This is a genomic window from Sphingopyxis sp. A083 (genome assembly GCF_001468495.1).
Lineage (GTDB): Bacteria > Pseudomonadota > Alphaproteobacteria > Sphingomonadales > Sphingomonadaceae > Sphingopyxis > Sphingopyxis terrae.
On record NZ_LNSK01000002.1, the window covers coordinates 331,174 to 355,771 of the forward strand.

A 24,598-nucleotide genomic window follows, 5' to 3' on the forward strand; every position below is an offset into this window, starting at 1 on the left:
TGTACCCGTGACCGAATCCGACCTGATTGTCCGCATCGCCGCGCGCGGCGACGGCGTAACCGCCGACGGTCGCCACGTCGCGGGCGGGGTTCCCGGCGACAAAGTGGGCGCCGACGGAACACTCGTCGCCGGGCCGAGCCGCGCGACCCCGGTTTGCCGGCACTTCGGCAAATGCGGCGGCTGCCAACTTCAGCATGTCAGCGAAGCGGCACTCGCCGATTTCGTGCGCGAGCGCGTGGCCGGCGCGCTCGCCGGTCAGCAGGTGACGGCGGGCGATGTCCGCCCCGCGCATCTGTCGCCGCCCCAAAGCCGCCGCCGCGCGGTCCTCACCGCGATCAAGGCGGGCAAGCAGGTCGCGATCGGCTTCAACGCCGCGCAGAGCAATCAGATCGTCGACATGCGCGAATGTCCGTTGCTCGCGCCCGAACTGTTCGCGCTGATCGCCCCGATCCGCAATCTGCTCGGGCTTATCGCGCCGCAGCGGCGCCCGGTGAAGGTCAAGCTGCAACGGCTCGATCAGGGCGTCGAACTCATCCTCGAAGGGGTGAAGGCCGAGGGGCTCGACGCCGCGATGGCGCTGCAGGATTTTGCCGGCGCCCATGCTCTAGCGCGTTTTGCGATCGATCAGGGCGATGGGCTCGAAATCCTGTGGCAGCCCGAACCGCCGACGGTGTGCTTCGGCGACATTGCCGTGGAAGTACCGCCCTTTGCCTTTTTGCAAGCGACGACTGCGGGCGAAGCGGCTCTGCTCGGCGCGGCGCGCGAGGCAATCGGCGATGCGCCTGCGGTGGCCGATCTGTTCGCGGGCGTGGGCACCTTCGCGCTATCGGTGCAGGCGGGACGGAAAGTTTACGCCGCCGAGGGCGCGCGCGATGCGATCGCCGCGCTGACCGGCGCTGCAAACCGCGCGCGGGCGCTCGTCGCGACCGAGCATCGCGACCTGTTCCGGCGGCCGCTGGTACCTGCCGAACTCGACCGCTTCGGCGCCGTGATCCTCGACCCGCCGCGCGCCGGCGCCGAGGAGCAGGTGAAGCAGCTTGCCGCCGCATCGACTCCGGTGATTGCCTATGTCAGCTGCAATCCGGCGAGCTTCGCCCGCGACGCGAAGCTGCTCGTCGCGGGCGGCTATCGGCTCGACTGGGTACAACCCGTCGGCCAGTTCCGCTGGTCGACCCATGTGGAACTGGCGGCGCGGTTCTCCAGATAAGCGTCGCCCCCGCGCAGGCGGGGGCCGCTTGCTATCCAGTGCTACCTCGACAGCGACCCCCGCCTGCGCGGGGGCGACGTGTCCTTCAAATCAATGCAGCACAAAGCCCATGAAGGCGTGCAGGCACAGCGCGATCAGCGCCAGGCTGGCTAGCGCGAAGATGGCAAAGCGCCACATCACGCGGTTGACCGTCGCCTGCACGATGCTGTGGACGATACGCAGGCCGACATAGGCCCAGGCGATCTGGGCGTTCAGCCCGCCGCCCATGCCGCCGACCGCGAGCGCCAGCGCGACGGCATAGAAGACCGTCGGCTGTTCCATCAGATGGTTGTAATTATGCGCTTTCCACTGCACCTCGGGCGGAAGCACCTCGTCGAGCCCGCGCCCGGTGGTGCCGACCAGATTCTTGGCGTCGATCTTGGCGCGGTTCATCGCCGGGATGCGCGTCGCATACATCCACACCCACATGACCATCGACCAGAGCGCGAGCGTCGCGACCGGCCCCAATATTGCATTCGTGTCCATGATATCCCCCTCAGCCCAAGGTTGCGATAACGGCCAGCACCGACAGCGCGAGCAGGCAGAATGTCGACAGCGCAAACAGCGCGAAACGCACCGGAACCCGGTTGACCGTCGCCTGCCACAGGCTGTGCACGATGCGCAGCACGACATAGGCCCAGGCAAAGCCCTGCGTCAGCGCCGTGTCACCACCCGACAGGTGCAGAAACACGATCACTGCGTAGAAGAGCGTCGGCTGTTCGAGCAGATGCGTGTAATTGTGTGATTTCCAGTTCACGCCGGGCGGCAACACCGGCTCCAGATCGGCGCCGCGCCCGCCGGGCTGCGCCGTTTTGACGTCGATTCCGGCCTTCGCCATCGCCGGGAAGCGCGTTGCCGCAACCCAGACGAGCATGATGAGCGTCCAGAGCACGAGCACCGCGCCGGCCGCCAGCAGATTTCCTGGCATAAAGTCCCCCTTGTCCTCGCGGCTCGTTCACGACCTGGCCGCCTGCGCGCGATGCTAGGGCGTGCGTCGCAATATGCAACGGAAACTGATGTCAGGGTGCGCCGCGCGCCAATTCGTCGCGGAGCGCGGCCCCGTCGCCGTCGATCCGCGGCGCGAAGCGGGGTTCGACATGCGGCGCGGCGCCATAGCGCACGGGCGACCGCATCTCGAAAAAGGCGCCGACATCGGGATGTTCGCGCCGGTGGAAGAAGCCCGAGGCGCGCAAATGCGGATCGTCGATCACATCATCGAGATCGCGCGCCACCATCGCCGGAATATCGTTGGCAGCAAAGATTTCCAGCCATTCGGCATTGGTCTTCTCCGGCGTCTTGCACGCGATTTCGGCATAGACGAGCGACATATGGGTTCCGGCGGCGCGCGCCGCTTCGAACGCCGGACTTGCGAGCAGCGCCTCGCTGCCCAGCAAGGTCATCAGCCGCGCGGTCGATTCGGGCGTATAGGGTACGATCGCCAGATAGCCGTCGGCGGTGGGGAAGGGCTGGCGCGTCGGATCGAGCTGGCGCGGATAGCCGGCAGGTCCGATCGGCGGATCGAGCGCGGCATCGCGCAGATGCTCGGTGAGCATGAAAGCCGCGAAACATTCGAACATCGGGACTTCGACGGCCTGGCCTTCGCCGGTGCGCAATTTGTGGACCAGCGCGGCGAGAATCGCCTGCGCGCCGAACTGGCCTGCGATCTTGTCGGCGATCAGCGAGGGGAAATAGCGCGGGCGCGGGTCGCCATCGACGCGCGGCAAGAGGCTGGTCGTCCCCGTCGCCGCCTGGATGACGTCGTCATAGGCCTGAAGGTCGGCATAGGGGCCATTCTGGCCGAAGCCGGTGCCATGGACGTAAATGATATCGTCCTTCAGCGCTTTGCAGCTCGCATAGTCGAAACCGAGCCGCTCGATCGCCTTGCCGCGGACGTTGTGGAAGAAGACGTCGGCTCCGGCGATCAGATCGCGCAGCACGGTGGCATCGGCGGGCTGCTTGAGATCGAGCGCGATCGAGCGCTTGCCGCGATTGACGGTCAGATGGATCGATCCCATCGTCGGGTCGCTGCGCGCGGACCCCAGATAGCGCGATACGTCACCGAGCCCCGGTGCCTCGACCTTGATGACCTCGGCCCCCAGATCGGCGAGCATCTGCGTGGCATAGGGGCCGAAGATGACCGTCGTCAGGTCGATAATGCGGATGCCCGACAGCATGGTCATGCCCGCACGGTCCCTGTCTGCGCACGCCCCCGCCCCGATCGTGCCGATGACGTCCGCATAGCTTGTCCTCCCATTTGCTTTTCGCCGCCACGATAGAATGGTTGCGGAACAAAACGGAAGGGCAAATCCGCCAGCGGATCAATTGTCTATTGCGAGCGGAAGATCGATCATCACGGCGAAGCCCTCGCTGTCGCGGGCAAAGTGCAAGCGCCCGCCGATCGCCCGGACGGCGCGGTCGGCGATCGCCAGCCCCAAGCCCGCACCGTCGCCGCCACGCGCGCTATCGCCGCGGGCGAAGGGGCGCAGCATTGCGTCTGCCTGCTCGGTTGACAGCCCCGGCCCGGCATCGCGGATCATGATGCCCAGCCGGTCGCCCTCGATCCGGGCGGTAAGCGATATCGGCGCCGCGCCGTGGCGCAGCGCGTTGCCGAGGAGGTTGGCGACGGCGCGGGCTAGCGCGTGCGGGCGCGTGCGAATAACGATATTGTCGCCGAGCGACATGGTCGCGCTGTCGGTTGCCCCACAATCGGCGACGACCTGACGCAGCAGCGGCGCGAGATCGGTGCGTACGATCGCTTCGGATTCGAACCCCCGCGCGAAATCGAGAAATTGGCCGAGCATCGCTTCGATGCGGTCGACCTGCCGCACCGCGACATTCCTTAGCTCGTCGTCGCCGCGGATCATCTCGAGCGACAGGCGAAGGCGGGTAAGCGGGGTGCGCAGGTCGTGACTGACGCCGCCGAGCATCAACGCGCGGTCGGCATCGTTGCGGGCCAGGCGCTGGGTCAGCCGGTTGAAGGCGGTCGCAACCGCCGCGACCTCGGCGGGGCCGTCGGTTGCAACGGGCGGCGACAGGCGTTCGGGGTCATAGGCATCGACCGAAGCGGCGAGCCGGCGCAGCGGGCGATCGAGCCGGCGCTGCAGGAACAGGCCGGCGATTGTCGCGACGAGGAAGGCCGCCGCGAGTGCGGCGAGCAGGCTGGTCATCGCGCTGCGCCGACGCGGCGGCGTCACGCTGACCCAATAATCGTCGGGGCCGAGCGCAAGCCTGATCCACAGCCGCCCGCGCGTGTCGGTAATCCAGTCGAGCTTGTGCTGCGTCGTCAGGCGCGCGGCGAGTGCGCGCATGAACCTGTATTCAATGAAGGTGGGAAAACGCTGCCCGTCGGTCGGGGGATCGGAAACCGGGCGGATCAACAAACGCGATCCGTCGCTGAGATCGGCGATGACTGCTGCTCGGCGCTCGGCAGGGAGATTTCCCACTGTCGTCGACAGCGCATGGATCATGTCGGCGGTCACGTCGGCGACGCGGGTCGTTTGCGGGCCGATTACCCATATCTGTACCAGCAGCCCGGCGAGCAATTGCCCTGCCAGCACGACGCCGATCAGCATCGCGACGTTGCGGCTGAGCAGCCGCCTAAGCATCGGTGCCCGGCGCCAGCACATAGCCGACGCCCCATATCGTCCGAATGAAGCGGGGATTGGCGGCATCGTCGCCGATCGCCTTGCGGAGACGGCCGATCTGCACGTCGATCGCCCGGTCGGTCACCTCGGCATCGCGCCCCAGCGCGCGGTCGATCAGCTGCGCGCGGCTGAGCGGCCGCCCGGCGCTCCGCGCGAGCGCGGCGAGCAGCGCGAATTCGCGCGACGAGAGCGCCAGCGCCTGATCTTCGCGGTGCACCGACATCGCAGAAAAATTGATGACGAAGGGACCGACGGTCACCACCTCGTCGCGCAGCGTCGCCCGGTCGGTCGAAAGGCGGCGCAGCAGCGCATTGATGCGCGCAACGAGCTCGCGCGGGAGAAAAGGTTTGCCGAGATAGTCGTCGGCGCCCATTTCCAGGCCGAGCACACGGTCGACCGGATCGCCGCGCGCCGTCAGCATGATGATCGGGATCGTCTCGCCGCGCTCGCGCAGCCGGCGCACGATCGCCAGCCCGTCTTCGCCCGGCATCATCAGATCGAGCACGATCAGGTCGGCCGGATCGCGCGTCAGGCTGATATCCATCGCCTTGCCGCCGTCGGCCGCGCGCACGGCAAAACCATGCTCGCCCAGAAAGCGCTGGAGCAACGCGCGCAGTTCGGGATCGTCGTCGACAATCAGGATGCGGGGTGCCTTGGCGTCCATGGACCCGACATGCCAGCCCCGTGGCACCGTCGCCAGAGCGAAAGATGTGACAAAGCATGTCGAAGCGGCACCCCTGTCGCATTTTGCCGCACAGTCGCGTTTGGCCGACATCGCCGCGATACAGGGCAGGGGCATTGGATGTTCGTCTTCACTATCAGGAAGGATGAAATCGATGAACACCCCCGCCCGCATTTTGACCGCCTTCGTCGCCACCGCCGCGCTGGCGGCCGTTACCGCCGCCGAGGCCCGACAGGGTTCGTTCCGCGCCCGCGGTTCGAACGGCGTCGTCGCCGGCAGCGCCGGGCCCAAGGGCGGCGTGATCCGCGGCCGCGGCGCTGTGCAGAACGGCGATGGATCGGTGACAACGCGCTCGGGCGGCGCGTTCCGCGGCGCCAATGGAAGCAAAGGCAGGCGACAGTCGACGACGACGGTCAACCCCGACGGTTCGCTGACCCACAGCGGCAGCGCTTCGGCCACCGGCGCGCGCGGCACCTTCGACAGCAGCGGCGCGGTCGCGCGCGCGGCCGACGGGAGCTGGTCGGGCGGCCGTTCGACGAGCGCCACCAATTCGACCACCGGCACCAGCTATTCGGGATCGACGACGATCGACCCCGCGACGGGCAAGCCTGTTCACAGTGGAACCTGCACCGACGCGTCGGGTGCCGTCATCCCTTGCCGTTAACCGGGGCCTCCCCCCTCCAGACCCACCCCGGTTGGGAGGGGCGTCCCCATCGCCCCTCCCGTAACGGCATCGAAGCGCTATCAGGATATTTATGCGAATCAGGATTGTCTTCCCGCTTGCCGCCTTTGCCGCGTTTCTCCCGGCAACAGGTGCGCTGGCCGCGCCCGGCGGCGATTTCGAACGCGCGGCGCAGGAATTGCGCGACGCCGACCGCAACGGCGACGGCGCCGTAAGCCGCGCCGAGTTTCAGCAATATCGCGTCGGCCGCTGGGCGAAGATGGATCGCAACGGCGATCGCTATTTCAGCAAGGACGACTTGCCCGCGCTGGCGCGGTCGCGCTGGGATAGTGATCGCCTGACGCAGCTCCGCCGCGATTTCGACAAGAATCGCGACGGTCGCATCTCGCGCGCCGAGTTCGTCGGCGGGCCGATGCCGATGTTCGATGCCGCCGATAGCAACCGCGACAATCAGGTCAGCAAGGTTGAACTGCAGGCGTTGGGGCAAAAGGCGAAAGTGCGGTAGCCCGACCTGCAGACGCAACGGAAAAGGGCCGACGCATCGCTGCGCCAGCCCTTTTTGTTTGGCTTTTTCGGCCGGTTCAGAAGAGCTTCGTCACCGTCGCGCTGCGGCGTTCCTGCTCGACTTCGCCGGTGTAGAGGCTCACCATCGGTTCGTCGCTGACGACGTGGGTTTCCTCGGCACCGAAGCCGTTGAACCGCGTCCGCATCGCGCAGCCATAGGCGCCGAGCATGCCGATCTCGATGAAATCGCCGGCCTTCACATCGGCCGGGAGATAGAAGGGGCCGGCCATATGGTCGAGGTCGTCGCACGTCGGACCATAGAAGCTGAACGCCGTCATCTCGTCGCTCGCCGTCTCGCGGATCAGCGAAACGGGGAAGCGCCAACCGACATGCGCGGCATCGAACAGCGCGCCATAGGCGCCGTCGTTGATATAAAGCTCTTCGCCGCGGCGCTTTTCGACGCGCACGATCAGCGAGCTATATTCGGCCGACAGCGCGCGGCCCGGTTCGCACCACAGCTCGGCCGAATAGCTGATCGGCAGGCTTTCGAAGCTGCGGTGGATCGTGTCGAAATAGGCGTCGAGCGGCGGAGGCTCCATGCCCGGATAGGACGACGGAAAGCCGCCGCCGACATCTATGATATCGACCGTCACCGCGGCCGCCACGATTGCCGCGCGCACACGCTCCATCGCCTGCGCATAGGCGTGCGGCGTCATCGCCTGGCTGCCGACGTGGAAGCAGATGCCCAGAGCATCGGCCGCCTGACGGGTCGCCATCAGCAGTTCGGCGACATCTTCGGGCTCGGCACCGAATTTGGCGGCGAGGCTCAGCTTCGAATGATCGGACGAGACGCGCAGGCGGACGAGCAGGTTGAGATCCTGCGCGCCCTCTGTCGCGCGGACGATTTTCTGAAGTTCGTCCATCGTGTCGAGCGAGAAGGTGCGCACGCCATGTTTGAAATAGGCTTCGTGCACGGCTTCTTCGGCCTTGACCGGGTGCATGAAGCACAGGGTGGCGCCGGGCAGCGTGCGGGCGACCAGACGCACTTCCGCGATCGAGGCGACGTCATAATGGGTGACGCCCGAATCCCACAGCACGCGCAGCAGATCGGGCGACGGATTCGCCTTGACCGCATACATGGTCGTGCCGGGAAATCGCTCGATGAAGAAACGCGCTGCGCGCCGCGCGGCGTGCGGGCGGACAAGCGTAACAGGTTCGACCGGCGAAAGTGCCTGAATCAGCCCGTGGGCGCTATGATGCTGGTGCAACTCAAGGGACCCCCAAAATTAACGTTAAACATCAAAGGCTGCCTTGCGGTTATTGGAAGTCCCCCTGGGGCAGCGGGGTGCGCATATATGGCGGGGGGGTCCCCCTGTAAAGACCCTTATCGGACCGCGCGTTAACTTCTGGCGTTCAACCGAGCCGCGTTTTGAAATCCTCATAGGAAAAGCGCCGTATCTCCCTCAGTTCGTCGCTCTCGCTGTCCCATAGCCAGATCGACGGCAGCGGGACGCCGTTGAAGCTATTGGTCTTCACCATCGAATAATGCGCCTGATCGAGGAAGGCGAAGCGCTGGCCGATGCGCGCGCCACCGGGCAGTCGGTAGTCGCCGATCACATCACCCGCGAGGCAGGACGGGCCGCCGAGCCGAACCGGCTTGCCCGTATCTTCCTCCCCCAGCATCGCGGGGCGATAGGGCGCCTCGATGACGTCGGGCATGTGGCAGGTCGCCGAAATGTCGGTGATGCCGATCGCCATGCCATTGTCGAACAGGTCGAGGATTTCGCCCACCAGGATACCTGCGTCGAGCGCGACGGCTTCGCCGGGTTCGATCATCACGTCGCAGTCGGTCGATGCGCGCACCTGCTTCAGGAAGGCGATGAGATCGTCCGTCTGGTAGTCGGCGCGCGTCACATGGTGGCCACCGCCGAAATTGATCCATTTGAGCTGGCGGAAAAAGGGGCGCAGCATCGGTTCGACCGCCGCCCAGGTGCGCGCGAGCGGAGGGAAATCCTGTTCGCACAGCGTGTGCATATGCACGCCGTCGACGCCGTTCATATGTTCGGGCAAAAGCTGGCTGATCGGAAAGCCGAGCCGGCTGCACGGTGCCGCGGGGTCATATTTGGGGACATCGCCTTCGCTATGCTGCGGATTGATGCGCAACCCGACATCGAACGTCGCGCCCTTGGCGCGCAATTCGTCGAGCAGCGGCCGAAAGCGCGCGATCTGTCCCGGCGAGTTGAAGATCAGATGATCGGACAGCGCCGCTATTTCGGGTAGATCGGCTTCCTTGTAGCCTGCGCAATAGGTTGCAACCTCGCCGCCATATTCCTCGCGGCCGAGTTTGGCTTCGTAAAGCCCCGAGGCGCACACTCCGTCGAGATAGTGCGCGACCGTGGCGCCGAGCGGCCACATCGAAAAGGCCTTGAGCGCGGCAAGCACGCGCGCGCCCGATGCGTCGCCGATGTGGCGAAGGACGGACAGGTTCGCTCGAATCTTCGCCGCATCGACGACGAAGGCCGGCGAGGGGACGCGATCGAGGTCAAAATGGGCAAAGGCTCCGGGGTCGCCGGCACGGGTTTCCATGATATCGTTCCTGTCAGGCCGCGATCGGCCCCTTGAAGATGAAAAAGGCGCCCGCCGCGATCAGCGAAAAGCCGACGAGATGATTCACCGTCAGCTTTTCGCCGAGCCAGAAGACCGCGAAGCCCGCAAAGATGATGAGCGTGATCACTTCCTGCAAGGTCTTGAGTTCGGCGGCGGTGTAGACGCTATAGCCGATCCGGTTCGCCGGAACGGCCAGGCAATATTCGAAGAAGGCAAGCCCCCAGGCGAGCAGCACCGCGAGCCAGATCGGCCGCGACATGTCGCCGAGGTGACCATACCAAGCGAAGGTCATGAAGATGTTCGAAACGAACAGCAGGCCGATCGGTAGAAGATGGGCGATCATTTCTTCTCTTTCGTCAGCGGCAGCACGTTGTTCAGCAATGCGGCGAAGAAATGTCCCGGCTCCTCGACCATCGGCATATGCGCCGAATGTTCGAGCCATACGAGCGTCTTCGACGGCGCCTTGACCTGCGCGAACCAGTCGGCGGCAACGGGCGAGGGAACAGTATAGTCGTGGCGGCCGAGGAGGAAGACGATCGGGACGTTCATCTTGTGCACGCCCCGGAAGCTGACATCGGCAAGGCGCGGCCACAGTGTCGTCACCGAAAATTCGCTGCCCTTGCCCCACGCCTGAACGTCGGCTGCGGTATATTCGGGTGAGAGCCGCGGGGTCTGGAAATAATATTTGAGATCGGGCTTGTCGTAGATCAGCGAGCCGTAGGGGATCGCATATTTGCGCCAGCCATCGGCTTTCGCGATCGTGAAGTCGCCCTGCGGATAGGGCGCGAGCGCGTCGATCGCTGCAACGGCCTCCTTGTTCCCGGCGGCCAGCGCCCTTGCACGTGTCCAGGCCATGCCGGCTTTCTCGCCCTCGCGAAAGTCGATGCCTTGGCCGACGCCGACATAGGCGTAGAGCAGATCGGGGCGTTTGACCGCGACCGACAGGCCGACGATCGAGCCCCAACTGTGGCCCATCAGGACGACCTTGCGCTTCCCATAGCGTTTCTTCAGCAGTTCGATCAATTCGATGGCGTCGTCGCGGTAACGCTCGGGCGTCATCGTCGGCGCGAGCGCCACCGGATCGTTCAGCGGATAGCTGCGCCCGGCGCCGCGCTGATCGTACTGGACGACCGTGAAAACGTCCTCCCACGGCCGCTGGAACGCCCATGCAAAGGGCATTTCGACGGCGCCGGGGCCGCCGTGAACGAAGACAAGAATCGGATTGTCGCGGTCTGCGCCGCGCACGTTCACAACCTGCCGCGCGCCGCCCAGCGTGGCTTCGAACGTCTCCTGCACACCGTTCGGGGTAACGATCCTGCCGATGTCGGCAACAATCGCGCGCGCGTCGGCATAGGGATCGGCGGTCTGTGCGGCGGCGGGCGCAGTGAGAGCGATCATCGTGATGAATGCAAAAATCAGTCTCATGAAATGCCTCTCATCATCCGGACGCACAAATACCCCGTTCGCGCCGAGTTTTTCGAAGCACCGTTCCGTCTTTGCAACATTGAAAGAAGGAATGGTGCTTCGATAAGCACAGCACGAACGGGTTTTATGTCGCCAGCGGTGGTTTCAGGCCCAGCCGCCGCTTAGAAATCCAGCGGGCCGTCGAGCTCCTTCACCTGCCACGGCAGACCGTGCTTCATCAGCATATCCATGAAAGGATCGGGGTCCATCTGTTCCATGTTGAACACGCCATTACCGGACCAGGTGCCGGTGACCATCATCGCCGCGCCAATCATCGCGGGCACGCCGGTCGTATAGCTGACCGCCTGATTGCCGGTTTCGGCATAGGCGTCTTCATGGTCGCAGATATTGTAGAGATAGAGCGTTTTTTCCCTGCCGTCCTTGCCAAGACCGGTTGCGATGACGCCGATGTTGGTCTTGCCCTTCGTCGTCTCGCCCAGGCTCGACGGTTCGGGGAGAACGGCCTTCAGAAACTGCAGCGGGATGATTTCCTTGCCTTCATAGATCACCGGGTCGATCCGCGTCATGCCGACATTCTGCAGCACGGTCAGGTGCTGGATATAGGCATCGCCGAATGTCATCCAGAAACGGATGCGCTTGATCTCGGGCAGATGCGTTTTGAGGCTTTCGATTTCCTCGTGATACATGAGGTACATATTCTTCGGCCCGACCGCCTCGAAGTCGAATTGCTGCTTCACCGACATCGGCGGGGTTTCGACCCAGTCGCCATTTTCCCAGTGGCGCGCGACCGCGGTCACTTCGCGGATGTTGATCTCCGGATTGAAGTTGGTCGCGAAATGCTGACCATGGTCGCCGCCGTTGCAGTCGAGGATGTCGAGCGTGTCGATACGGTCGAAATGATGCTTTCGGAGCCAGGTCGTGAAGACGCTCGTGACGCCGGGGTCGAAACCCGAGCCAAGCAGCGCCATCAGGCCGGCGTCCTTGAACCGGTCCTGATAGGCCCATTGCCAATGATATTCGAACTTCGCCTCGTCGCGCGGTTCATAGTTGGCGGTGTCGAGATAATGCGCGCCGGTCGACAGGCACGCCTCCATGATCGTGAGATCCTGATAGGGAAGGGCAAGGTTGACGACGTGCGTCGCACCCACCGAGCGGATGAGCGCTGCGGTCGCGTCGATATGGTCGGCGTCGACCTCGGCGGTCTTGATCGTCACGCCGGTGCGTTCCTTGACTGATTCCGCGATCGCATCGCATTTGAACTTGCGGCGGCTGGCGAGCGTGATGTCGGGAAAGATGTCGGGGTTCATCGCCATCTTGTGAACCGCAACCGATCCGACGCCACCGGCGCCGATCACCAGAACCTTGGTCATTCGAAAATCTCCTGTCGCGGCGATCATCGCCGCTTGTCTTGTATGCCGCGCCCTATAGGACGAAGCCATGACACAGCAAAGCCCCGATCCCTTGCTCAGCCCCGACCATACGCCGACCCTCGCCGGAGTGGAACGCGCGGCGGTCAAAGTCGCTGCACTCCTGCCGCAAACGCCGCTCCTGCCGCTCGATGTTGGCGGGCGAACGATATGGTGCAAGGCCGAATGCCTGCAACCGGTCGGCGCGTTCAAGATTCGCGGCGCGTGGCACCGTCTGACCGACCTGACCCCCGATCAGGCGGCGGCGGGCGTGGTTGGCGTATCGAGCGGCAACCATGCCCAGGGTGTCGCCTGGGCGGCGAAGCGGCTGGGGATCAAGGCGACGATTGTGATGCCAAGCAACGCGCCGCAGATGAAGCTCGCGGCAACGCGCGCGCTCGGCGCGGACGTCGTGCTTTATGACCGCGTTACCGAATCGCGCGATGCGGTCGCCGCCAATTTGCTCGACGAGCGCGGCGGCACGCTCGTCCATGCCTATGGCGACCCGTGGATCATCGAAGGGCAGGGGAGCATGGGGATCGAGGCGCGCGCTCAGCTGGCCGCGCGCGGCATTGTGGGGCCGGACAAGGTCGTCGCCTGCTGCGGCGGCGGCGGCTTGTCGGCGGGACTGGCGCTCGCCTGTCCCGATGCCGAGATCGTCGCGGTCGAACCCGAAGGATGGGACGATGTAACCCGTAGCCTCGCCGCCGGCGAAATCTTGTCGGTAGAGGATCTGGCAGCGCCGACCGAATGCGACGCTTTGCAGACGCCGCAGACCTGGCCGATCAATTTCGCGGTGCTGCAGGCCCGGGGCGTGCGCGGCGTGGTCGTGACGCGCGACGAGGTGCGTCACGCGATGCGCGTCGCGTTCGAAAAGCTTCATCTTGTCGTCGAACCCGGCGGCGCGGCGGCGCTGGCGGCGATCCTTGCGGGGAAGGTTGAGCCGGGCGAGGCGACGCTGGTGACCCTGTCGGGCGGCAATGTCGATCCGCAAAAATATGCCGAGATCATTGCCGGCTGAGCCATCAAGGATATTTGTCGGCGCTGGCGCGTTTACGAAGGCGAAGGAGACGCAAGATGACGAAGACCATGGTTTTGGCAGCCGCTGCAGCGATGGCGTTGCTTGCCGGTTGTCAAAAGGCCGAAGCGCCCGCACCGGCGAAGACCGAAACGACCGAGGTTCCGGTCGAAACCGCAATGCCGGCCGACGCTGCCGACACCGCGTCTGAGGGCGATCCCGCGACCGCGCCGCACCGCTTTGCCAGCTGGGCCGGCAAATGGACCGGGGTCGAGGGCATGTATGTCACCATCACCCCGACCGAACCCGAGCATTACAAGCTGGAGATGCAATCCGATCTCGACACCAAGGGCACATATGACGGCTGGGACAGCGAGCATGGCATCAAGTTCAAGCGCGGCGGCGAGGAACTGAGCCTGCATCGCGGCAATGGCGACGATACCGGCCTCAAATATCTGGCGGGCAAGAAGGAATGCCTGATCGTCAAGAGCGGCCAGGGCTATTGCCGCGACTAGTTGGCCTCCATCCCGGCAGCCCGGCCCCTGCCGGGATGTCGGGATAGGATCATAATTTTCGTCCGTGTCGCCGATTTGTCATCGAAACGACGCGGGAATCGCAACATAGGCTGTCATGCGCGGCCCCGGATACATCGCTTTTCCGGGAGACCATGACCCATGGCCAGCCAAGCAAATCGCAAGATCGCCACCGCCGTCGTCCGCGAGGATGCGGACCAGAAACAGCGATTGCTCGACCGCGCCTTTGCGCTTGCCTTCAAGGGCCTTGTCTATGCCCAGATATGGGAAGACCCGGTGGTCGACATGGAGGCGCTTGCGATCGAACCGGGCAACCGGATCGCGACGATCGCAAGCGGCGGCTGTAACGTCTTCTCCTATCTCACCGCCGACCCCGGCGAGATCGTCGCGGTCGATCTCAACACCGCGCATGTCGCGCTCAATCATCTGAAACGCACCGCGATCGAGCGCTTGCCCGATCATGCCAGTCTTCGCCGCTTTTTCGGCGATGCCGACAGCAAGGCGAATATTGCCGACTACCAACATTATATCGCGCCGCATCTCGACGCGGTCAGCCGGGCTTATTGGGAGGGGCGCGATCTTGCGGGACGGCGCCGGATCGGGGGCTTCGCACGCGGGGTCTATCGGCGCGGCCTGCTCGGCAGCTTCATCGGCCTTGCGCATCTGGCGGCGCGCCTGAACGGAGTCGATCCGCGTGTGCTGCTGACCGCGAAGAGTGTCGCAGAACAGCGGGCGATCTTCGACGCGAAATTCGCGCCCTTTTTCGACCGCGGCTTCATTCGCTGGGTTACGGCGCAGCGGTCATCGCTTTTCGGACTCGGCATTCCCCCCGCGCAATATGACGCATTGGCGGGCGGCAAGCCGATGGCCGATGTCCTGCGCGCGCGGCTCGAAAAGCTCGCCTGCGATTTCCCGCTCGCCGAAAATTATTTCGCCTGGCAGGCGTTCGGGCGCGGCTACGCCAAGGATGATAGGGCGCCGCTGCCGCCCTATCTTCAGGCCCGCCATTATGATGCGGTCAAGGCGCGGGCGGGGCGCGTGCGGATGCTCCACGCGAATATGACCGACATGCTGGCAGCGTCGGACGCCGCGAGCTTCGACCGCTATATCTTTCTCGACGCGCAGGACTGGATGAGCGACGCGCAGCTTGCGGCGTTGTGGACCGAGGTTACACGCACCGCGCGGCCGGGCGCGCGCGTGCTGTTCCGCACTGCGGCCGAACCCAGCCTGCTGCCGGGCCGCCTGCCCGACGATCTGCTGCGCCGCTGGGACTATCGGGCCGAGGAATCGGCGGGCTTCGCGCGCCGCGACCGCTCGGCGATATATGGCGGTGTGCATCTCTATGTGCTTCGGGGCGCTGGCATATGAGCAGCCATGGGGCGTTGATGGACCGCGTCTACCGCGGTCAGCGCCACATCTATGATGCTACGCGCAAATATTATCTGCTCGGCCGCGATGCGCTGATCGCCGATCTGGCGCCGCCGGCGGGCGGCAGCGTGCTCGAGATCGGTTGCGGGACGGGCCGCAATCTGATCGCCGTCGGGCGGGCATGGCCCGGGGCGGAGCTGTTCGGGATCGATATATCGGCGGCCATGTTGGAAAAGGCCGAGGCATCGCTTGCAAAAGCCGGGATTGCGGCATCGCTCGTTCGCGGCGACGCGTGCGATTTCGACCCGGTAGTGCTCTTCGGCCGCCCCACATTCGACCGCGTTTTCATCAGCTATGCGCTTTCGATGATCCCTGATTGGCGGAGGGCGCTAGCGCAAGCGGCGCGCTGCGTCGCACCGGGTGGACGGCTCGAGATTGTCGATTTTGGCCAGCAGGACGAATTGCCCGGCCTGTGGCGCCGATTGCTGTTCGGCTGGCTGTCGCATTTTCACGTCGCGCCGCGCGCCGATCTGCCGATCGCGATCGCGAGCCTGGCGGGGGAGGCCGACGCCGCGCGGGTGAGCTGCGATCGGCTCTATCGTGGCTATGCGATCCGCGCGGGCCTCGCGCGGCGCTGAAAAGCTGCTATCCCCATGCGTGCAACAGGGGGAGAGCGGGTGATGGAGCAGGCAATCGTGACGGCGCGGCCCGGTGATACGGCGACGGTGGGCGAAACGCTGGCGCAGGCGTTCCAGACCGATCCCGCCCTGTCGTGGATATTGCCCGACCCCGCCCATCGCGCGCGGGCCTTGCGCGGACTGTTCCGCACGCTCGTCCCCGCAGATATGCGCGCGGGCGTAGCGCTGCGATCCGATGCGGGCGAGGCGGCGGCGCTGTGGCGTGGGCCGGGACGAGCGCACAGCGGCGGGCTTGAGTTTCTGCGCACCGTGCTGCCGCTCATCGCAACCTTCGGCACGGCGCTCCCGCGCGGGCTGAAAGTACAGGGCAGCATCGACGCGCACCGGCCCAAAGGGCGCTTCTGGTATCTCCATTATGTCGGCGTGCGCCCCGATCATCAGGGAAAGGGGCACGGCGGGCGGATCATCCGGGCGCAGACGGCGGTGGCCGATGCCGATGGCCTTCCTTGCTGGCTGGAAACGGCGACGCCCGAGAATGTGCCGCTATACGAGCGGCTTGGCTTCGTGATCGAGGCCGAATGGGACGTTGCGGGCGGCGGTCCCCATTTCTGGGGCATGATGCGACAACCGGTCCTGACCTAGGCTTGGCGTCGGACGAAATTTTCATAGTCGGCGGCGTGTATGACAGGGAGTGTCGGCGCCGACGCGAGGTTCATCAGTCGCAACCGATACTGGGCAAGCGTTGCCGCGCGCTGAAGCTCGGTCTTTCCCGATGGACCGTAAACGATAAATGGTTCGATCACCTGAAAACCGGTGAACCGCAAAATTCCGTGATGGATCGGATAGAGTATGGGATCGATCGGACCGTAGAGCCCGACATCGGAATAGGGTGCCGCTCCGCCGCCGGTCGTAACCGACAGCATCGCTCGCCGCGGCGCCAGGCGCCCTTGGTCAAGCCATTTGCCACCGCCATAGGCGACGCCCACGGCGAACACGCGGTCGATCCACCCTTTCATGATTGCGGGCATTCCCAGCCACCAGATGGGGAATTGAAAGATCACCGTGTCCGCCCACAGCAATTTGTCCATCTCTGCGCGCAGGTCGCTTGAAAAACTGCCGGCGGACGCGGCGAAACGCTCTTCGGCCTGCTGATCGTATCGCTCCGGATCGGCGCGTATCGTGAAATTGCGTCGATCCGATACCGGATCCCACTCCATGGCATAGAGGTCGGACACGATCAGTTCGTGACCGATCGTCGGCAACAATGCGCGGGCGCTATCGGTTAGCGCGCCGTTGAAGCTGCGGGGTTCAGGGTGGGCGTGGACGATCAGGATGCGCATGGCCGTCATTCGGCGCCTGCGGCTCCAACGTTACAGAGGGCTCTCGAAAGGCGGGACGCTTGCGATCAGTCGTCGAAGCCGACGAAGCGCACCGCCTCGTCAACGGTTTTGCGGTTCGATACCACGGCGTTGGCGGGAAACGCCTCGTCGGGCCAGCCCATGGCGACGCAGATCATGATGACCTGATCGTCGGGGATCTGCGCATGTTCGCGCACGACCGGGCTTTGCATGATGCCCTGGCTGTTGATGACGCACCCCAGCCCGCGCGACCAGGCGGCGTTGACCAGCGCATTGGTCACCGCGCCGCAATCGAAAGGCGCGATATCGCTGCCGAGCAGCACCCGGTCATAGGTTACGACGATGCTGACCGGCGCGTCGAACTGGCGAAAGCCGCGCAGCACCCAATCCTGCCGCGCATCCTTGTCGTCGCGCGCAATGCCCATCGCCCCGAAGAGCTGCTTCGCGATTTCGATCTGCCGGAAGCGATGCTCCTCGGCGATGCCGTCGAAACGGCGAAACTCGCGGCTGTCGGGCTTGCCGGCGAGAATGCCGTCGGTGTTGCCCTGGCGGATGGCGGCGAGCGCATCGCCGGTGACGACCGAGAAATTCCAGCACTGGTTGTTGAATGACGAAGGCGCGCGCATCGCGACGCCGATGATTTCGGCGATCAGTTCGCGCGGAACGGGCTTGTCGAGAAAGCCGCGGATCGAGCGGCGGCCGCGAACGACCGCGTCATACGCTTCGGCTTGCGTCACGCGGCGATTTTGAATTCGAGTTCGAGCCGGCCCCAGATTTCGACCAGCGCCTGCGTCAGCTCGCGCATCATCGCTTCGTCATGCGCCGGGCCGGGCGTGAAGCGCAGGCGTTCGGTGCCGCGCGGCACGGTCGGGAAATTGATCGGCTGCACATAGACGCCATATTCGGCGAGCAATATGTCGCTGATCTTCTTGGCGCGCACCGGATCGCCGACCATCAGCGGGACGATGTGGGTCACTGAATCCATCACCGGCAGGCCGGCATCGCGGAAACATTGCTTGAGGTAAGCGGCGGCGGCCTGCTGCGCATCGCGTTCCTCACTCGACCCCTTGAGGTGGCGGACGCTGGCGAGCACGCCTGCAACGAGCACCGGCGACAGGCTGGTTGTGAAGATGAAGCCCGGCGCATAGCTGCGGATCACATCGACGATATTCTTGTCGGCGGCGATATAGCCGCCCATCACGCCGAATGCCTTGCCCAGCGTGCCTTCGATGATGGTCACGCGGTGCGCGGCTTCGTCGCGTTCGGTGATGCCGCCGCCGCGCGGGCCATACATGCCGACCGCATGGACTTCGTCGCAATAGGTGAGGGCGTTATATTTGTCGGCGAGGTCGCAGATCGCGTGGATCGGGGCGACGTCGCCGTCCATCGAATAGACGCCCTCGAACGCGATCAGCTTCGCCGCGTCGGGATCGTCGGCGGCGAGCAGTTCTTCGAGATGCGCAAGGTCGTTGTGACGCCAAACGCGCTTTTCGCAGCCCGAATTGCGGATACCCGCGATCATCGAGGCGTGATTGAGTTCGTCCGAATAGATGATGCAGTTCGGGAGCAGCTTGCCGAGCGTGCCGAGCGTCGCTTCGTTCGAGATATAGCCCGAGGTGAAGAGCAGCGCGCCTTCCTTGCCGTGCAAATCGGCAAGTTCGGCCTCCAGGTCGATGTGATAGTGGGTGTTGCCGCCGATGTTGCGCGTGCCGCCCGATCCGGCGCCGACGTCGTGCAGCGCTTCTTCCATCGCGGCGATGACCTTCGGATGCTGACCCATGGCAAGATAGTCGTTCGAACACCAGACGGTGATCGGCTTCGGCCCGTTATGCCCGGCAAAGCAGCGCGCATTGGGGAAGGCCCCCTTGTTGCGCAGAATGTCGATAAAGACGCGGTAACGGCCTTCTTCGTGAAGGCGGTCGATGGCCCGGGCGAAAATATCGTCGTAGTTCACTTGCATGCCCCGCAGTTTCGGGTGCGCGGCCCCCGCCGGCGCGATAACCGGGCGGCAATACGCGCGATTTTCCGTGAAATCCAGTGCGAACGATTCGCAGAATTGGGTCAAATTGTCTCAATTCGCCCGATGCCATAAGGCGTCAGTGCGGCCAGCGGCGGTGGCGGGCGATCCTCGCTGCGCGTGAAGACCGCAATGCCGGGCGCTGCCGTCTTGGGCCACGCCTGCCCTTCGGTGAGGTGCGCGATCCGCCGCGCGATCCCCGCGGCGCCGTCGATCAGCGTGACGCCGGCTCCGGCCGCTGCCTGCAATTCGTCCTGCAGCAGCGGGAAGTGGGTACAGGCCAGGACGATGACGTCGATGGCATCGCCGCATGCCTGATCGGTCAGCCCGGCGAGCGCGCGTGCAATCGTGCCCGGATCGACCGGTGCGCCGCGCAGCTTTCCCTCCGCAGCGGTGACGAGTTCGGGGCTGCCGTGGCGAAGCACGGTCTTGTCGCGCGCGAATTTGGCGCTGAGGTCATCGACATAGGGCTGCCGCACCGTCGCCTCGGTCCCCAGCACGCCGATCACTCCGCTGCGCGTCAGTTCAGATGCGGGCTTGATCGCGGGCACGGTTCCCACGATCGGCAGGTCGAGCGCCGCGCGAACATGCCCCAGGGCGATGGTCGATGCGGTGTTGCAGGCGATGACGGCGAGCCGGGGATGATAGCGTTCGACCAGCCGGCCGAGCAGCGCCGGCACACGCGCCGCGAGTTCGGCATCGCTTTTCTTGCCATAGGGCAGGCCGGCATAGTCGGCGGCATAGACGATCGGCGCCGTCGGCAGCAGCGCGCGCGTCGGCCCGAGGACGGTCAGTCCGCCAAGGCCGCTGTCGAAAAAAAGAATGGGCGCGTCGGGCGCGGGAGTCTGCATGCGAGCCGGTTAGCATGCGCCCGCCCGGCGTCAATCCGGTCCGTTCCGGTACCCACATTCATCGAATCCATTGATTGCCCGCTGCAACATCGCCACAATATTCCCGAACCAACGCCCGGGAGCGCCATGACCATCTTTCTGTTGACCGCCGCAGGCTATCTGCTCGGCTCGATTCCGTTCGGCGTCCTGCTGACGCGCGCGTTCGGCGCCGGTGATCTGCGGCAGATCGGATCGGGCAATATCGGCGCGACCAACGTGCTGCGCACCGGGCGCAAGGGGCTCGCCGCGGCGACGCTGGTCCTCGACGGCGCAAAGGGGGCGGTCGCGGTGCTTCTCGCGCGTCATCTCGTTCCGCAGCTCGGCGATCATGCCGCGATGATCGCGGGGGCGGCGGCGATGATTGGCCATTGCTATCCGGTCTGGCTGAAGTTTCGCGGCGGCAAGGGGGTCGCGACATTGCTCGGCCTCGCGCTGGCGCTCGCCTGGCCGGTCGGGCTGGTGTTCGCGGCGGTGTGGCTGGGGACCGTGTTGCTGCTGCGCATTTCGTCGCTCGGCGGGATGGCGGGAGCGGTCGCGGCGCCGGTGGCGGCGCTTGCCTTCGGCTATCCGGTCTATGCGGTCGGCCTCGCCGGTCTGGCGGTGATCGTGCTGTGGCGCCACCGTGAGAATATCGCGCGGCTGCGCGCCGGAACCGAGCCGCGGGTTGGCGCAAAGAAGGGCGCTGCGTGACGCACGCCGAGCGGCTGGCGCGGATCCGGCTGATCCGCACGGCGCACGTCGGTCCGGTCAGCTGGCACCAGTTGATCCAGCGCTTCGGATCGGGCGAAGCGGCGCTTGCGGCGCTGCCCGAGCTCGCACTCCGTGGCGGCGGCGGCAAACCGCGCATCGCGCCTGCGGAGCTTGCCGAGCGCGAGATGGCGCGCGTCGCCGACATCGGGGCGCGGCATCTGTTCCATGACGAGCCCGATTATCCTGCGCTGCTGCGCGAGGCGGAAGGGGCGCCGCCAATCCTGATCGTGCGCGGCGACGCCGCCATGCTGCGCCGGCCGTGCGTCGCAATCGTCGGCGCGCGTAATGCCTCGGCGGTCGCCTGCCGCTTTGCGCGGCAGATGGCGAGGGATCTTGCCGCGCGCGACGTGACCGTGGTCAGCGGCCTTGCGCGCGGAGTCGATACCGCGGCGCATGTCGGCGCGCTCGGCGGTTCGACCGCGGCGGTCATTGCCAGCGGCATCGACATAGCCTTCCCGCCCGAGAATGCCGCCTTGCAGGACAAGATCGGCGCCGACCAGCTCCTCATTTCCGAACAGCCGCCCGGTACCGAGCGGCTCGCGCGGCATTTCCCGGCGCGCAACCGCATCATCGCGGGACTGGCGCACGGAACGCTGGTGATCGAGGCGGCGCCGAAGTCGGGATCGCTGATCACCGCCCGGCGCGCTGGCGACTATGGGCGCGAGGTGATGGCCGTGCCCGGCTCGCCGCTCGATCCGCGCGCGCAGGGATGCAATATGCTGATCCGCGAGGGCGCGACGCTGATCCAGTCGGTCGATGACGTGCTGGAAGCGCTCGGCCCGATCGACACGCGCATGGTGCGCGAACCTGTGCAGCAATATGCCCCCGTGCCGGTGCCGGAGCCGTCGGGCATGCAGGACCGCGATGTCGTGACCGGCCTGCTCGGCCCGACGCCGGTGGCGATCGACGAGATCGTTCGCCAGTCGGGACATCCTGCCGCGTCGGTGCAAATGGTCCTGCTCGAACTCGAACTGGCCGGGCGGCTGGCGCGCCATGCGGGGGCGCGGGTGTCGCTGCTTTAGAGTCCCCAACGGCTCGGCGCGGTTCAGCCACGGTTCAGCGGCGCGGCGACAGGCTGATGATATTGTATAACATGCCGGGGAGTTGGGTGATGCGGAACAGGTTTCTGACAGGTGTGACATTGACGGCGCTGCTGGCTTCCGGTCCGGCGCCCTTGCCGATTGTTGCGGCGCAAGCGGCGGCGCCGGGCTGGAATGGCGGCTTTTGCCGCAATGCCGAGCCGCTGCCGCAGCTCGATCCCGAAACGCGGCCGCGGCCCGTTCCGGCCACCGGCGGCAAGGGCGGTCGCTATGACAGTGTTGCGCCGGTGATGGCTGCGCCGCCGCCCCCGCCACCCACTGCGCCGCCGCCGCCGCCGATTATGGCGCCGGTTGCCGAAGTGGCATCGCCGCCGGCGGGCGACGTCGTCGTCACCGGATCGCGCAGCGACGCCAGCGCCGGTGCGGCCGAGCCCGCCGCCATGGAAAAGGAATCGTCGGCCGATTTCGATCGCGCGCCGGGCGCCGTGATGCTTCCGCGTCCCTATCCGCAACCGCAGCCGCAGTCGGGCATCTTGACCGCCGGCGAACATGACGATCTGCTCAATCCGGAACTTTACGCCGCTTATGTCGGGCGCAGCAATCTGGGCCAGCAGATCCGCGACCTGCCGCGCGTCGATACGATGCGCGTGGTGACCGTGAAGGTCAACGACCGCAACGGGCAGCCCATTCCCTTCGCCGATGTCGTTGTGACGTGCAGCGACGGCAACAGCATCACCATGGCGACGCAGGCCGACGGCAGCGCGGTCTTCTTTCCGGGGCTCGACCGGTTGAGCGAACGCATCACGGTGTCGGCGCGCCAGGGCGGACGGGCGATCGCCGATGCGCGCCCGGTGCTCGTCGCCGATGCGCCGGGCGGTCAGCTTGTCGGCCTGACCGCGAACCAGATGGCGGCGAAGGCAACCAAGCTCGACCTGATGCTGGTGATCGACACGACCGGCAGCATGGGCGACGAGATCCGCTATCTTCAGTCCGAACTGCGTTCGATCATCAATGCGATCACGACGCGGCACCGTGATCTCGACATTCGGGTGGGCTTTGTCTTCTATCGCGACCTCGGCGATGATTATGTGACGCGCACTGTCGGCTTCGACCGCGATATCGGCCGCGCGCAGGGCGTGCTTGCACAGCAGGACGCGAACGGCGGTGGCGACTATCCCGAAGCGATGGATCAGGCGATGATCCGCGCGGTGGGGCAATCCTGGCGTCCCGATGCGGTCAAGTCGCTGCTGCTCGTCGCCGACGCGCCGCCGCACGACGACAAGGTCGGGCGCACCTGGGCCGCCGCCGAAGCGGCGCGCGCCAAGCGCATCCATATCACCCCGGTTGCCGCGTCGGGTGTCGCCGACGAGGCCGAATATGCGATGCGCGCGATGGCCGCGGCAACGCAGTCGCGCTACCTGTTCCTGACCGACGACAGCGGCGTGGGCAATCCCCACGCACCGCCGGCGATCGACTGCTATCTCGTGACCCGGCTCGACGCGCTGGTGCGCCGGGTGATCGACAGCCAGATCAGCGGCCGCCGCATCGAACCCGACAAGGACGAGGTGATCCGCAGCGTGGGCCAATATGACGGCGGCAAATGCGTGCTTCCCGCCGACTTCAAATGGGACAGCAACTGACGCCCTGACGTCAGCCATTGACACGCCCTCGCATCTGACCGATGCGGGGGCCGTGGGTTGCTTCGATAAGCCCCTCTTCCTGGCCGGTAAGTCGCGGCCGGCGGGGTGGGGGGTCGGAGGGAAGACCCATGAAGAAATTGCTGTCGGCCGTCGCGCTTGTCGCGATGCTGGCCCAGTCGCCGGTCGTTTATGCCGGCGACAAGGAACCCGTCAAAATTTCCGGACCGGCAAATGCGAAGGGCGTGACGACCGTCGCGGTCGGAGCGTTCAACGTCGGATTCATCTTTGAATCGGTCGATCAGACCAAGGCATCGGGCGGATTGATGGGCGCGTTCGGCGGGACGACCAAGGCGAAGAGCGAATTGGTCGGCGTGACGCCCGAAATGATGCAGAAGATAGCCGATGCCGCTTATGCCGATTTCGTCAGTCAGCTCGGTGCCAGCGGCTATACCGTCATACCCGCGGGCGACCTGTTCGGCCATGCGGCGCTCGCCAAGACCAAATCGCTGGAAACGCCGCTCGACATCAACATCGCACTCGAAAAGGGCAGCAAGGGCAAGGCGACCTATTTCAAGCCGAGCGAGCTTGCCTCGCAATTCATGCTGCCGGGCGATTTCACTGGATCGGGGATGAGCAGCATCGGCATCAACATGTCGGCGGGCCAAGCGAGCATGGCGCTGACCAACTATGCCAAGCAATCCGGCGTGGGGGTGATCGACGTCGTCTATCTGATCGACTTTTCGGATCAGAAGCGCCCCGGCTTTTTCAGCTTTGGCGGGCTTCAGGTAAACAGCGGGCTTTCGGTCGCCGCCGACTATTCGCGCATGACGCTGATCGCACCGTCGGGCAAGCAAACCGTCGTCACGGTGAAGGCGCCGGTCGGGGTAGAGGGCGACTTCATCGAAAAGAATGACGCGTCGAGCGGCACCGACAAGGCGCTGCAGTCGACCGCGAACGTCGCCGGCGGCCTTGCCGCGGTGGCGGGCCTTGGCGGGTTGCGCTTCGGCAAGACCCGCAAATTCGCCTTCACCGCCAAGCCCGGCGCCTACGAGGAGGGCGCGGCGAAGGCAGCGAGCCTGGCGAGCGAAATGATGGTGGCGCGCCTCGGCGCAATGCGTTGATCCCCGACGGCGGGCGCTCTATTTCCCCT

Annotated in this window: 26 protein-coding genes; 12 read left to right on the forward strand and 14 right to left on the reverse strand. The window is 65.4% G+C overall.

Features of this window, described 5'->3' with window-relative positions:
- Positions 1 to 7: 7 nt before the first annotated feature.
- The gene (locus ATE59_RS05735) at positions 8 to 1,207 is read left to right on the forward strand and encodes a class I SAM-dependent RNA methyltransferase (protein ID WP_058811539.1); all 1,200 of its coding nucleotides are present in this window, start codon (positions 8 to 10) and stop codon (positions 1,205 to 1,207) included.
- A 90-nt stretch (positions 1,208 to 1,297) separates the two neighbouring features.
- Here ATE59_RS05735 and ATE59_RS05740 read toward each other — a convergent pair whose 3' ends face one another.
- The 5 genes from ATE59_RS05740 to ATE59_RS05760 form a co-directional block, all read right to left on the reverse strand.
- Complete coding sequence (locus ATE59_RS05740; protein ID WP_003043707.1) at positions 1,298 to 1,732, reverse strand: MAPEG family protein; 435 nt, start codon at positions 1,730 to 1,732, stop codon at positions 1,298 to 1,300.
- Between the two features lie 10 nt (positions 1,733 to 1,742).
- The gene (locus ATE59_RS05745; RefSeq protein WP_058811540.1) at positions 1,743 to 2,174 is read right to left on the reverse strand and encodes an MAPEG family protein; all 432 of its coding nucleotides are present in this window, start codon (positions 2,172 to 2,174) and stop codon (positions 1,743 to 1,745) included.
- A gap of 91 nt (positions 2,175 to 2,265) precedes the next feature.
- Positions 2,266 to 3,426 carry a CaiB/BaiF CoA transferase family protein gene (locus ATE59_RS05750; RefSeq protein ID WP_058811541.1) on the reverse strand — a complete coding sequence of 387 codons (1,161 nt, stop codon included), beginning with the start codon at positions 3,424 to 3,426 and terminating at the stop codon, positions 2,266 to 2,268.
- Positions 3,427 to 3,564: 138 nt separating this feature from the next.
- Positions 3,565 to 4,851 carry an ATP-binding protein gene (locus ATE59_RS05755; protein WP_231737191.1) on the reverse strand — a complete coding sequence of 429 codons (1,287 nt, stop codon included), beginning with the start codon at positions 4,849 to 4,851 and terminating at the stop codon, positions 3,565 to 3,567.
- Positions 4,844 to 5,554 carry a response regulator gene (locus tag ATE59_RS05760; RefSeq protein WP_058811543.1) on the reverse strand — a complete coding sequence of 237 codons (711 nt, stop codon included), beginning with the start codon at positions 5,552 to 5,554 and terminating at the stop codon, positions 4,844 to 4,846. Before ATE59_RS05760 ends, ATE59_RS05755 begins: the two co-directional genes overlap by 8 nt.
- A gap of 172 nt (positions 5,555 to 5,726) precedes the next feature.
- Between ATE59_RS05760 and ATE59_RS05765 the strand changes: the two genes are divergently transcribed.
- Both ATE59_RS05765 and ATE59_RS05770 read left to right on the forward strand, forming a co-directional pair.
- Positions 5,727 to 6,236 carry a hypothetical protein gene (locus tag ATE59_RS05765; RefSeq protein ID WP_058811882.1) on the forward strand — a complete coding sequence of 170 codons (510 nt, stop codon included), beginning with the start codon at positions 5,727 to 5,729 and terminating at the stop codon, positions 6,234 to 6,236.
- 91 nt (positions 6,237 to 6,327) lie between these two features.
- Entirely contained in the window at positions 6,328 to 6,759 is a 432-nt protein-coding gene (locus ATE59_RS05770; RefSeq protein ID WP_058811544.1) for an EF-hand domain-containing protein, read from the forward strand.
- A 76-nt stretch (positions 6,760 to 6,835) separates the two neighbouring features.
- Here ATE59_RS05770 and ATE59_RS05775 read toward each other — a convergent pair whose 3' ends face one another.
- From ATE59_RS05775 to ATE59_RS05795, 5 genes are all read right to left on the reverse strand, one after another.
- Positions 6,836 to 8,026, reverse strand: coding sequence for a type III PLP-dependent enzyme (locus tag ATE59_RS05775; protein WP_058811545.1), 1,191 nt, complete (start codon positions 8,024 to 8,026; stop codon positions 6,836 to 6,838).
- Positions 8,027 to 8,171: 145 nt separating this feature from the next.
- Positions 8,172 to 9,344, reverse strand: a complete 1,173-nt coding sequence (locus tag ATE59_RS05780) for a carboxynorspermidine decarboxylase (protein WP_058811546.1) — start codon at positions 9,342 to 9,344, stop codon at positions 8,172 to 8,174.
- 13 nt (positions 9,345 to 9,357) lie between these two features.
- On the reverse strand, positions 9,358 to 9,708 hold the full coding sequence (locus tag ATE59_RS05785; protein WP_058811547.1) for a DMT family protein: 351 nt from the start codon (positions 9,706 to 9,708) through the stop codon (positions 9,358 to 9,360).
- Positions 9,705 to 10,763 carry an alpha/beta fold hydrolase gene (locus ATE59_RS05790; RefSeq protein WP_231737192.1) on the reverse strand — a complete coding sequence of 353 codons (1,059 nt, stop codon included), beginning with the start codon at positions 10,761 to 10,763 and terminating at the stop codon, positions 9,705 to 9,707. Before ATE59_RS05790 ends, ATE59_RS05785 begins: the two co-directional genes overlap by 4 nt.
- 188 nt (positions 10,764 to 10,951) lie before the next feature.
- Positions 10,952 to 12,160 (reverse strand): saccharopine dehydrogenase family protein, encoded by a 1,209-nt coding sequence (locus ATE59_RS05795; RefSeq protein ID WP_003043686.1) that lies wholly within the window; start codon positions 12,158 to 12,160, stop codon positions 10,952 to 10,954.
- A 67-nt stretch (positions 12,161 to 12,227) separates the two neighbouring features.
- Here ATE59_RS05795 and ATE59_RS05800 point away from each other — a divergent pair, with 67 nt between their 5' ends.
- The 5 genes from ATE59_RS05800 (at position 12,228) to ATE59_RS05820 (ending at position 16,395) form a co-directional block, all read left to right on the forward strand.
- Positions 12,228 to 13,217 carry a threonine ammonia-lyase gene (locus tag ATE59_RS05800; RefSeq protein ID WP_058811549.1) on the forward strand — a complete coding sequence of 330 codons (990 nt, stop codon included), beginning with the start codon at positions 12,228 to 12,230 and terminating at the stop codon, positions 13,215 to 13,217.
- Between the two features lie 56 nt (positions 13,218 to 13,273).
- Positions 13,274 to 13,729, forward strand: coding sequence for a hypothetical protein (locus tag ATE59_RS05805; protein ID WP_058811550.1), 456 nt, complete (start codon positions 13,274 to 13,276; stop codon positions 13,727 to 13,729).
- A 159-nt stretch (positions 13,730 to 13,888) separates the two neighbouring features.
- Positions 13,889 to 15,115 carry a DUF3419 family protein gene (locus ATE59_RS05810; protein ID WP_058811551.1) on the forward strand — a complete coding sequence of 409 codons (1,227 nt, stop codon included), beginning with the start codon at positions 13,889 to 13,891 and terminating at the stop codon, positions 15,113 to 15,115.
- Positions 15,112 to 15,753, forward strand: a complete 642-nt coding sequence (locus ATE59_RS05815) for a class I SAM-dependent methyltransferase (protein ID WP_058811552.1) — start codon at positions 15,112 to 15,114, stop codon at positions 15,751 to 15,753. Before ATE59_RS05810 ends, ATE59_RS05815 begins: the two co-directional genes overlap by 4 nt.
- Before the next feature lie 42 nt (positions 15,754 to 15,795).
- Positions 15,796 to 16,395: a GNAT family N-acetyltransferase gene (locus tag ATE59_RS05820; RefSeq protein ID WP_058811553.1), complete on the forward strand. Its 600-nt coding sequence runs from the start codon at positions 15,796 to 15,798 to the stop codon at positions 16,393 to 16,395.
- Here the strand turns inward: ATE59_RS05820 and ATE59_RS05825 are convergent.
- The 4 genes from ATE59_RS05825 to murI all read right to left on the reverse strand — a co-directional run bounded on the left by ATE59_RS05825 (position 16,392) and on the right by murI (position 19,979).
- Complete coding sequence (locus ATE59_RS05825; RefSeq protein WP_082657316.1) at positions 16,392 to 17,102, reverse strand: NAD(P)H-dependent oxidoreductase; 711 nt, start codon at positions 17,100 to 17,102, stop codon at positions 16,392 to 16,394. The two genes, ATE59_RS05820 and ATE59_RS05825, sit on opposite strands and share 4 nt — an antisense overlap.
- A gap of 56 nt (positions 17,103 to 17,158) precedes the next feature.
- The gene (locus ATE59_RS05830) at positions 17,159 to 17,848 is read right to left on the reverse strand and encodes a nitroreductase family protein (protein ID WP_058811554.1); all 690 of its coding nucleotides are present in this window, start codon (positions 17,846 to 17,848) and stop codon (positions 17,159 to 17,161) included.
- Positions 17,845 to 19,065: a 5-aminolevulinate synthase gene (gene hemA / locus ATE59_RS05835; RefSeq protein WP_003043669.1), complete on the reverse strand. Its 1,221-nt coding sequence runs from the start codon at positions 19,063 to 19,065 to the stop codon at positions 17,845 to 17,847. The genes ATE59_RS05830 and hemA overlap by 4 nt, the downstream gene beginning before the upstream one ends.
- Positions 19,066 to 19,172: 107 nt before the next feature.
- Positions 19,173 to 19,979 carry a glutamate racemase gene (murI, locus tag ATE59_RS05840; protein ID WP_058811555.1) on the reverse strand — a complete coding sequence of 269 codons (807 nt, stop codon included), beginning with the start codon at positions 19,977 to 19,979 and terminating at the stop codon, positions 19,173 to 19,175.
- A 126-nt stretch (positions 19,980 to 20,105) separates the two neighbouring features.
- On the opposite strand from murI, the gene plsY reads away from it, so the two are divergent.
- The 4 genes from plsY to ATE59_RS05860 all read left to right on the forward strand — a co-directional run bounded on the left by plsY (position 20,106) and on the right by ATE59_RS05860 (position 24,569).
- Positions 20,106 to 20,708, forward strand: a complete 603-nt coding sequence (gene plsY, locus ATE59_RS05845; protein ID WP_003043667.1) for a glycerol-3-phosphate 1-O-acyltransferase PlsY — start codon at positions 20,106 to 20,108, stop codon at positions 20,706 to 20,708.
- A complete protein-coding gene (dprA, locus tag ATE59_RS05850) occupies positions 20,705 to 21,790 on the forward strand; it encodes a DNA-processing protein DprA (protein WP_058811556.1) in 1,086 nt (361 codons plus the stop codon). The genes plsY and dprA overlap by 4 nt, the downstream gene beginning before the upstream one ends.
- Before the next feature lie 89 nt (positions 21,791 to 21,879).
- Positions 21,880 to 23,448 (forward strand): VWA domain-containing protein, encoded by a 1,569-nt coding sequence (locus ATE59_RS05855; RefSeq protein WP_231737193.1) that lies wholly within the window; start codon positions 21,880 to 21,882, stop codon positions 23,446 to 23,448.
- 128 nt (positions 23,449 to 23,576) lie between these two features.
- Positions 23,577 to 24,569, forward strand: coding sequence for a hypothetical protein (locus ATE59_RS05860; RefSeq protein WP_058811558.1), 993 nt, complete (start codon positions 23,577 to 23,579; stop codon positions 24,567 to 24,569).
- Positions 24,570 to 24,598 lie beyond the last annotated feature (29 nt).

Coding starts and splice junctions, on each gene's coding strand:
- ATE59_RS05800 (WP_058811549.1), top strand. CDS start 12,228: ATGACACAGCAAAGCCCCGATCCCTTGCTCAGCCCCGACCATACGCCG.
- ATE59_RS05810 (WP_058811551.1), top strand. CDS start 13,889: ATGGCCAGCCAAGCAAATCGCAAGATCGCCACCGCCGTCGTCCGCGAG.
- ATE59_RS05855 (WP_231737193.1), top strand. CDS start 21,880: ATGCGGAACAGGTTTCTGACAGGTGTGACATTGACGGCGCTGCTGGCT.
- ATE59_RS05815 (WP_058811552.1), top strand. CDS start 15,112: ATGAGCAGCCATGGGGCGTTGATGGACCGCGTCTACCGCGGTCAGCGC.
- ATE59_RS05770 (WP_058811544.1), top strand. CDS start 6,328: ATGCGAATCAGGATTGTCTTCCCGCTTGCCGCCTTTGCCGCGTTTCTC.
- ATE59_RS05755 (WP_231737191.1), bottom strand. CDS start 4,851: ATGCTTAGGCGGCTGCTCAGCCGCAACGTCGCGATGCTGATCGGCGTC.
- ATE59_RS05820 (WP_058811553.1), top strand. CDS start 15,796: ATGGAGCAGGCAATCGTGACGGCGCGGCCCGGTGATACGGCGACGGTG.
- ATE59_RS05795 (WP_003043686.1), bottom strand. CDS start 12,160: ATGACCAAGGTTCTGGTGATCGGCGCCGGTGGCGTCGGATCGGTTGCG.
- ATE59_RS05765 (WP_058811882.1), top strand. CDS start 5,727: ATGAACACCCCCGCCCGCATTTTGACCGCCTTCGTCGCCACCGCCGCG.
- plsY (WP_003043667.1), top strand. CDS start 20,106: ATGACCATCTTTCTGTTGACCGCCGCAGGCTATCTGCTCGGCTCGATT.
- ATE59_RS05805 (WP_058811550.1), top strand. CDS start 13,274: ATGACGAAGACCATGGTTTTGGCAGCCGCTGCAGCGATGGCGTTGCTT.
- murI (WP_058811555.1), bottom strand. CDS start 19,979: ATGCAGACTCCCGCGCCCGACGCGCCCATTCTTTTTTTCGACAGCGGC.
- ATE59_RS05745 (WP_058811540.1), bottom strand. CDS start 2,174: ATGCCAGGAAATCTGCTGGCGGCCGGCGCGGTGCTCGTGCTCTGGACG.
- ATE59_RS05785 (WP_058811547.1), bottom strand. CDS start 9,708: ATGATCGCCCATCTTCTACCGATCGGCCTGCTGTTCGTTTCGAACATC.
- ATE59_RS05760 (WP_058811543.1), bottom strand. CDS start 5,554: ATGGACGCCAAGGCACCCCGCATCCTGATTGTCGACGACGATCCCGAA.
- ATE59_RS05790 (WP_231737192.1), bottom strand. CDS start 10,763: ATGATCGCTCTCACTGCGCCCGCCGCCGCACAGACCGCCGATCCCTAT.
- ATE59_RS05740 (WP_003043707.1), bottom strand. CDS start 1,732: ATGGACACGAATGCAATATTGGGGCCGGTCGCGACGCTCGCGCTCTGG.
- ATE59_RS05825 (WP_082657316.1), bottom strand. CDS start 17,102: ATGACGGCCATGCGCATCCTGATCGTCCACGCCCACCCTGAACCCCGC.
- ATE59_RS05860 (WP_058811558.1), top strand. CDS start 23,577: ATGAAGAAATTGCTGTCGGCCGTCGCGCTTGTCGCGATGCTGGCCCAG.
- ATE59_RS05780 (WP_058811546.1), bottom strand. CDS start 9,344: ATGGAAACCCGTGCCGGCGACCCCGGAGCCTTTGCCCATTTTGACCTC.
- ATE59_RS05750 (WP_058811541.1), bottom strand. CDS start 3,426: ATGACCATGCTGTCGGGCATCCGCATTATCGACCTGACGACGGTCATC.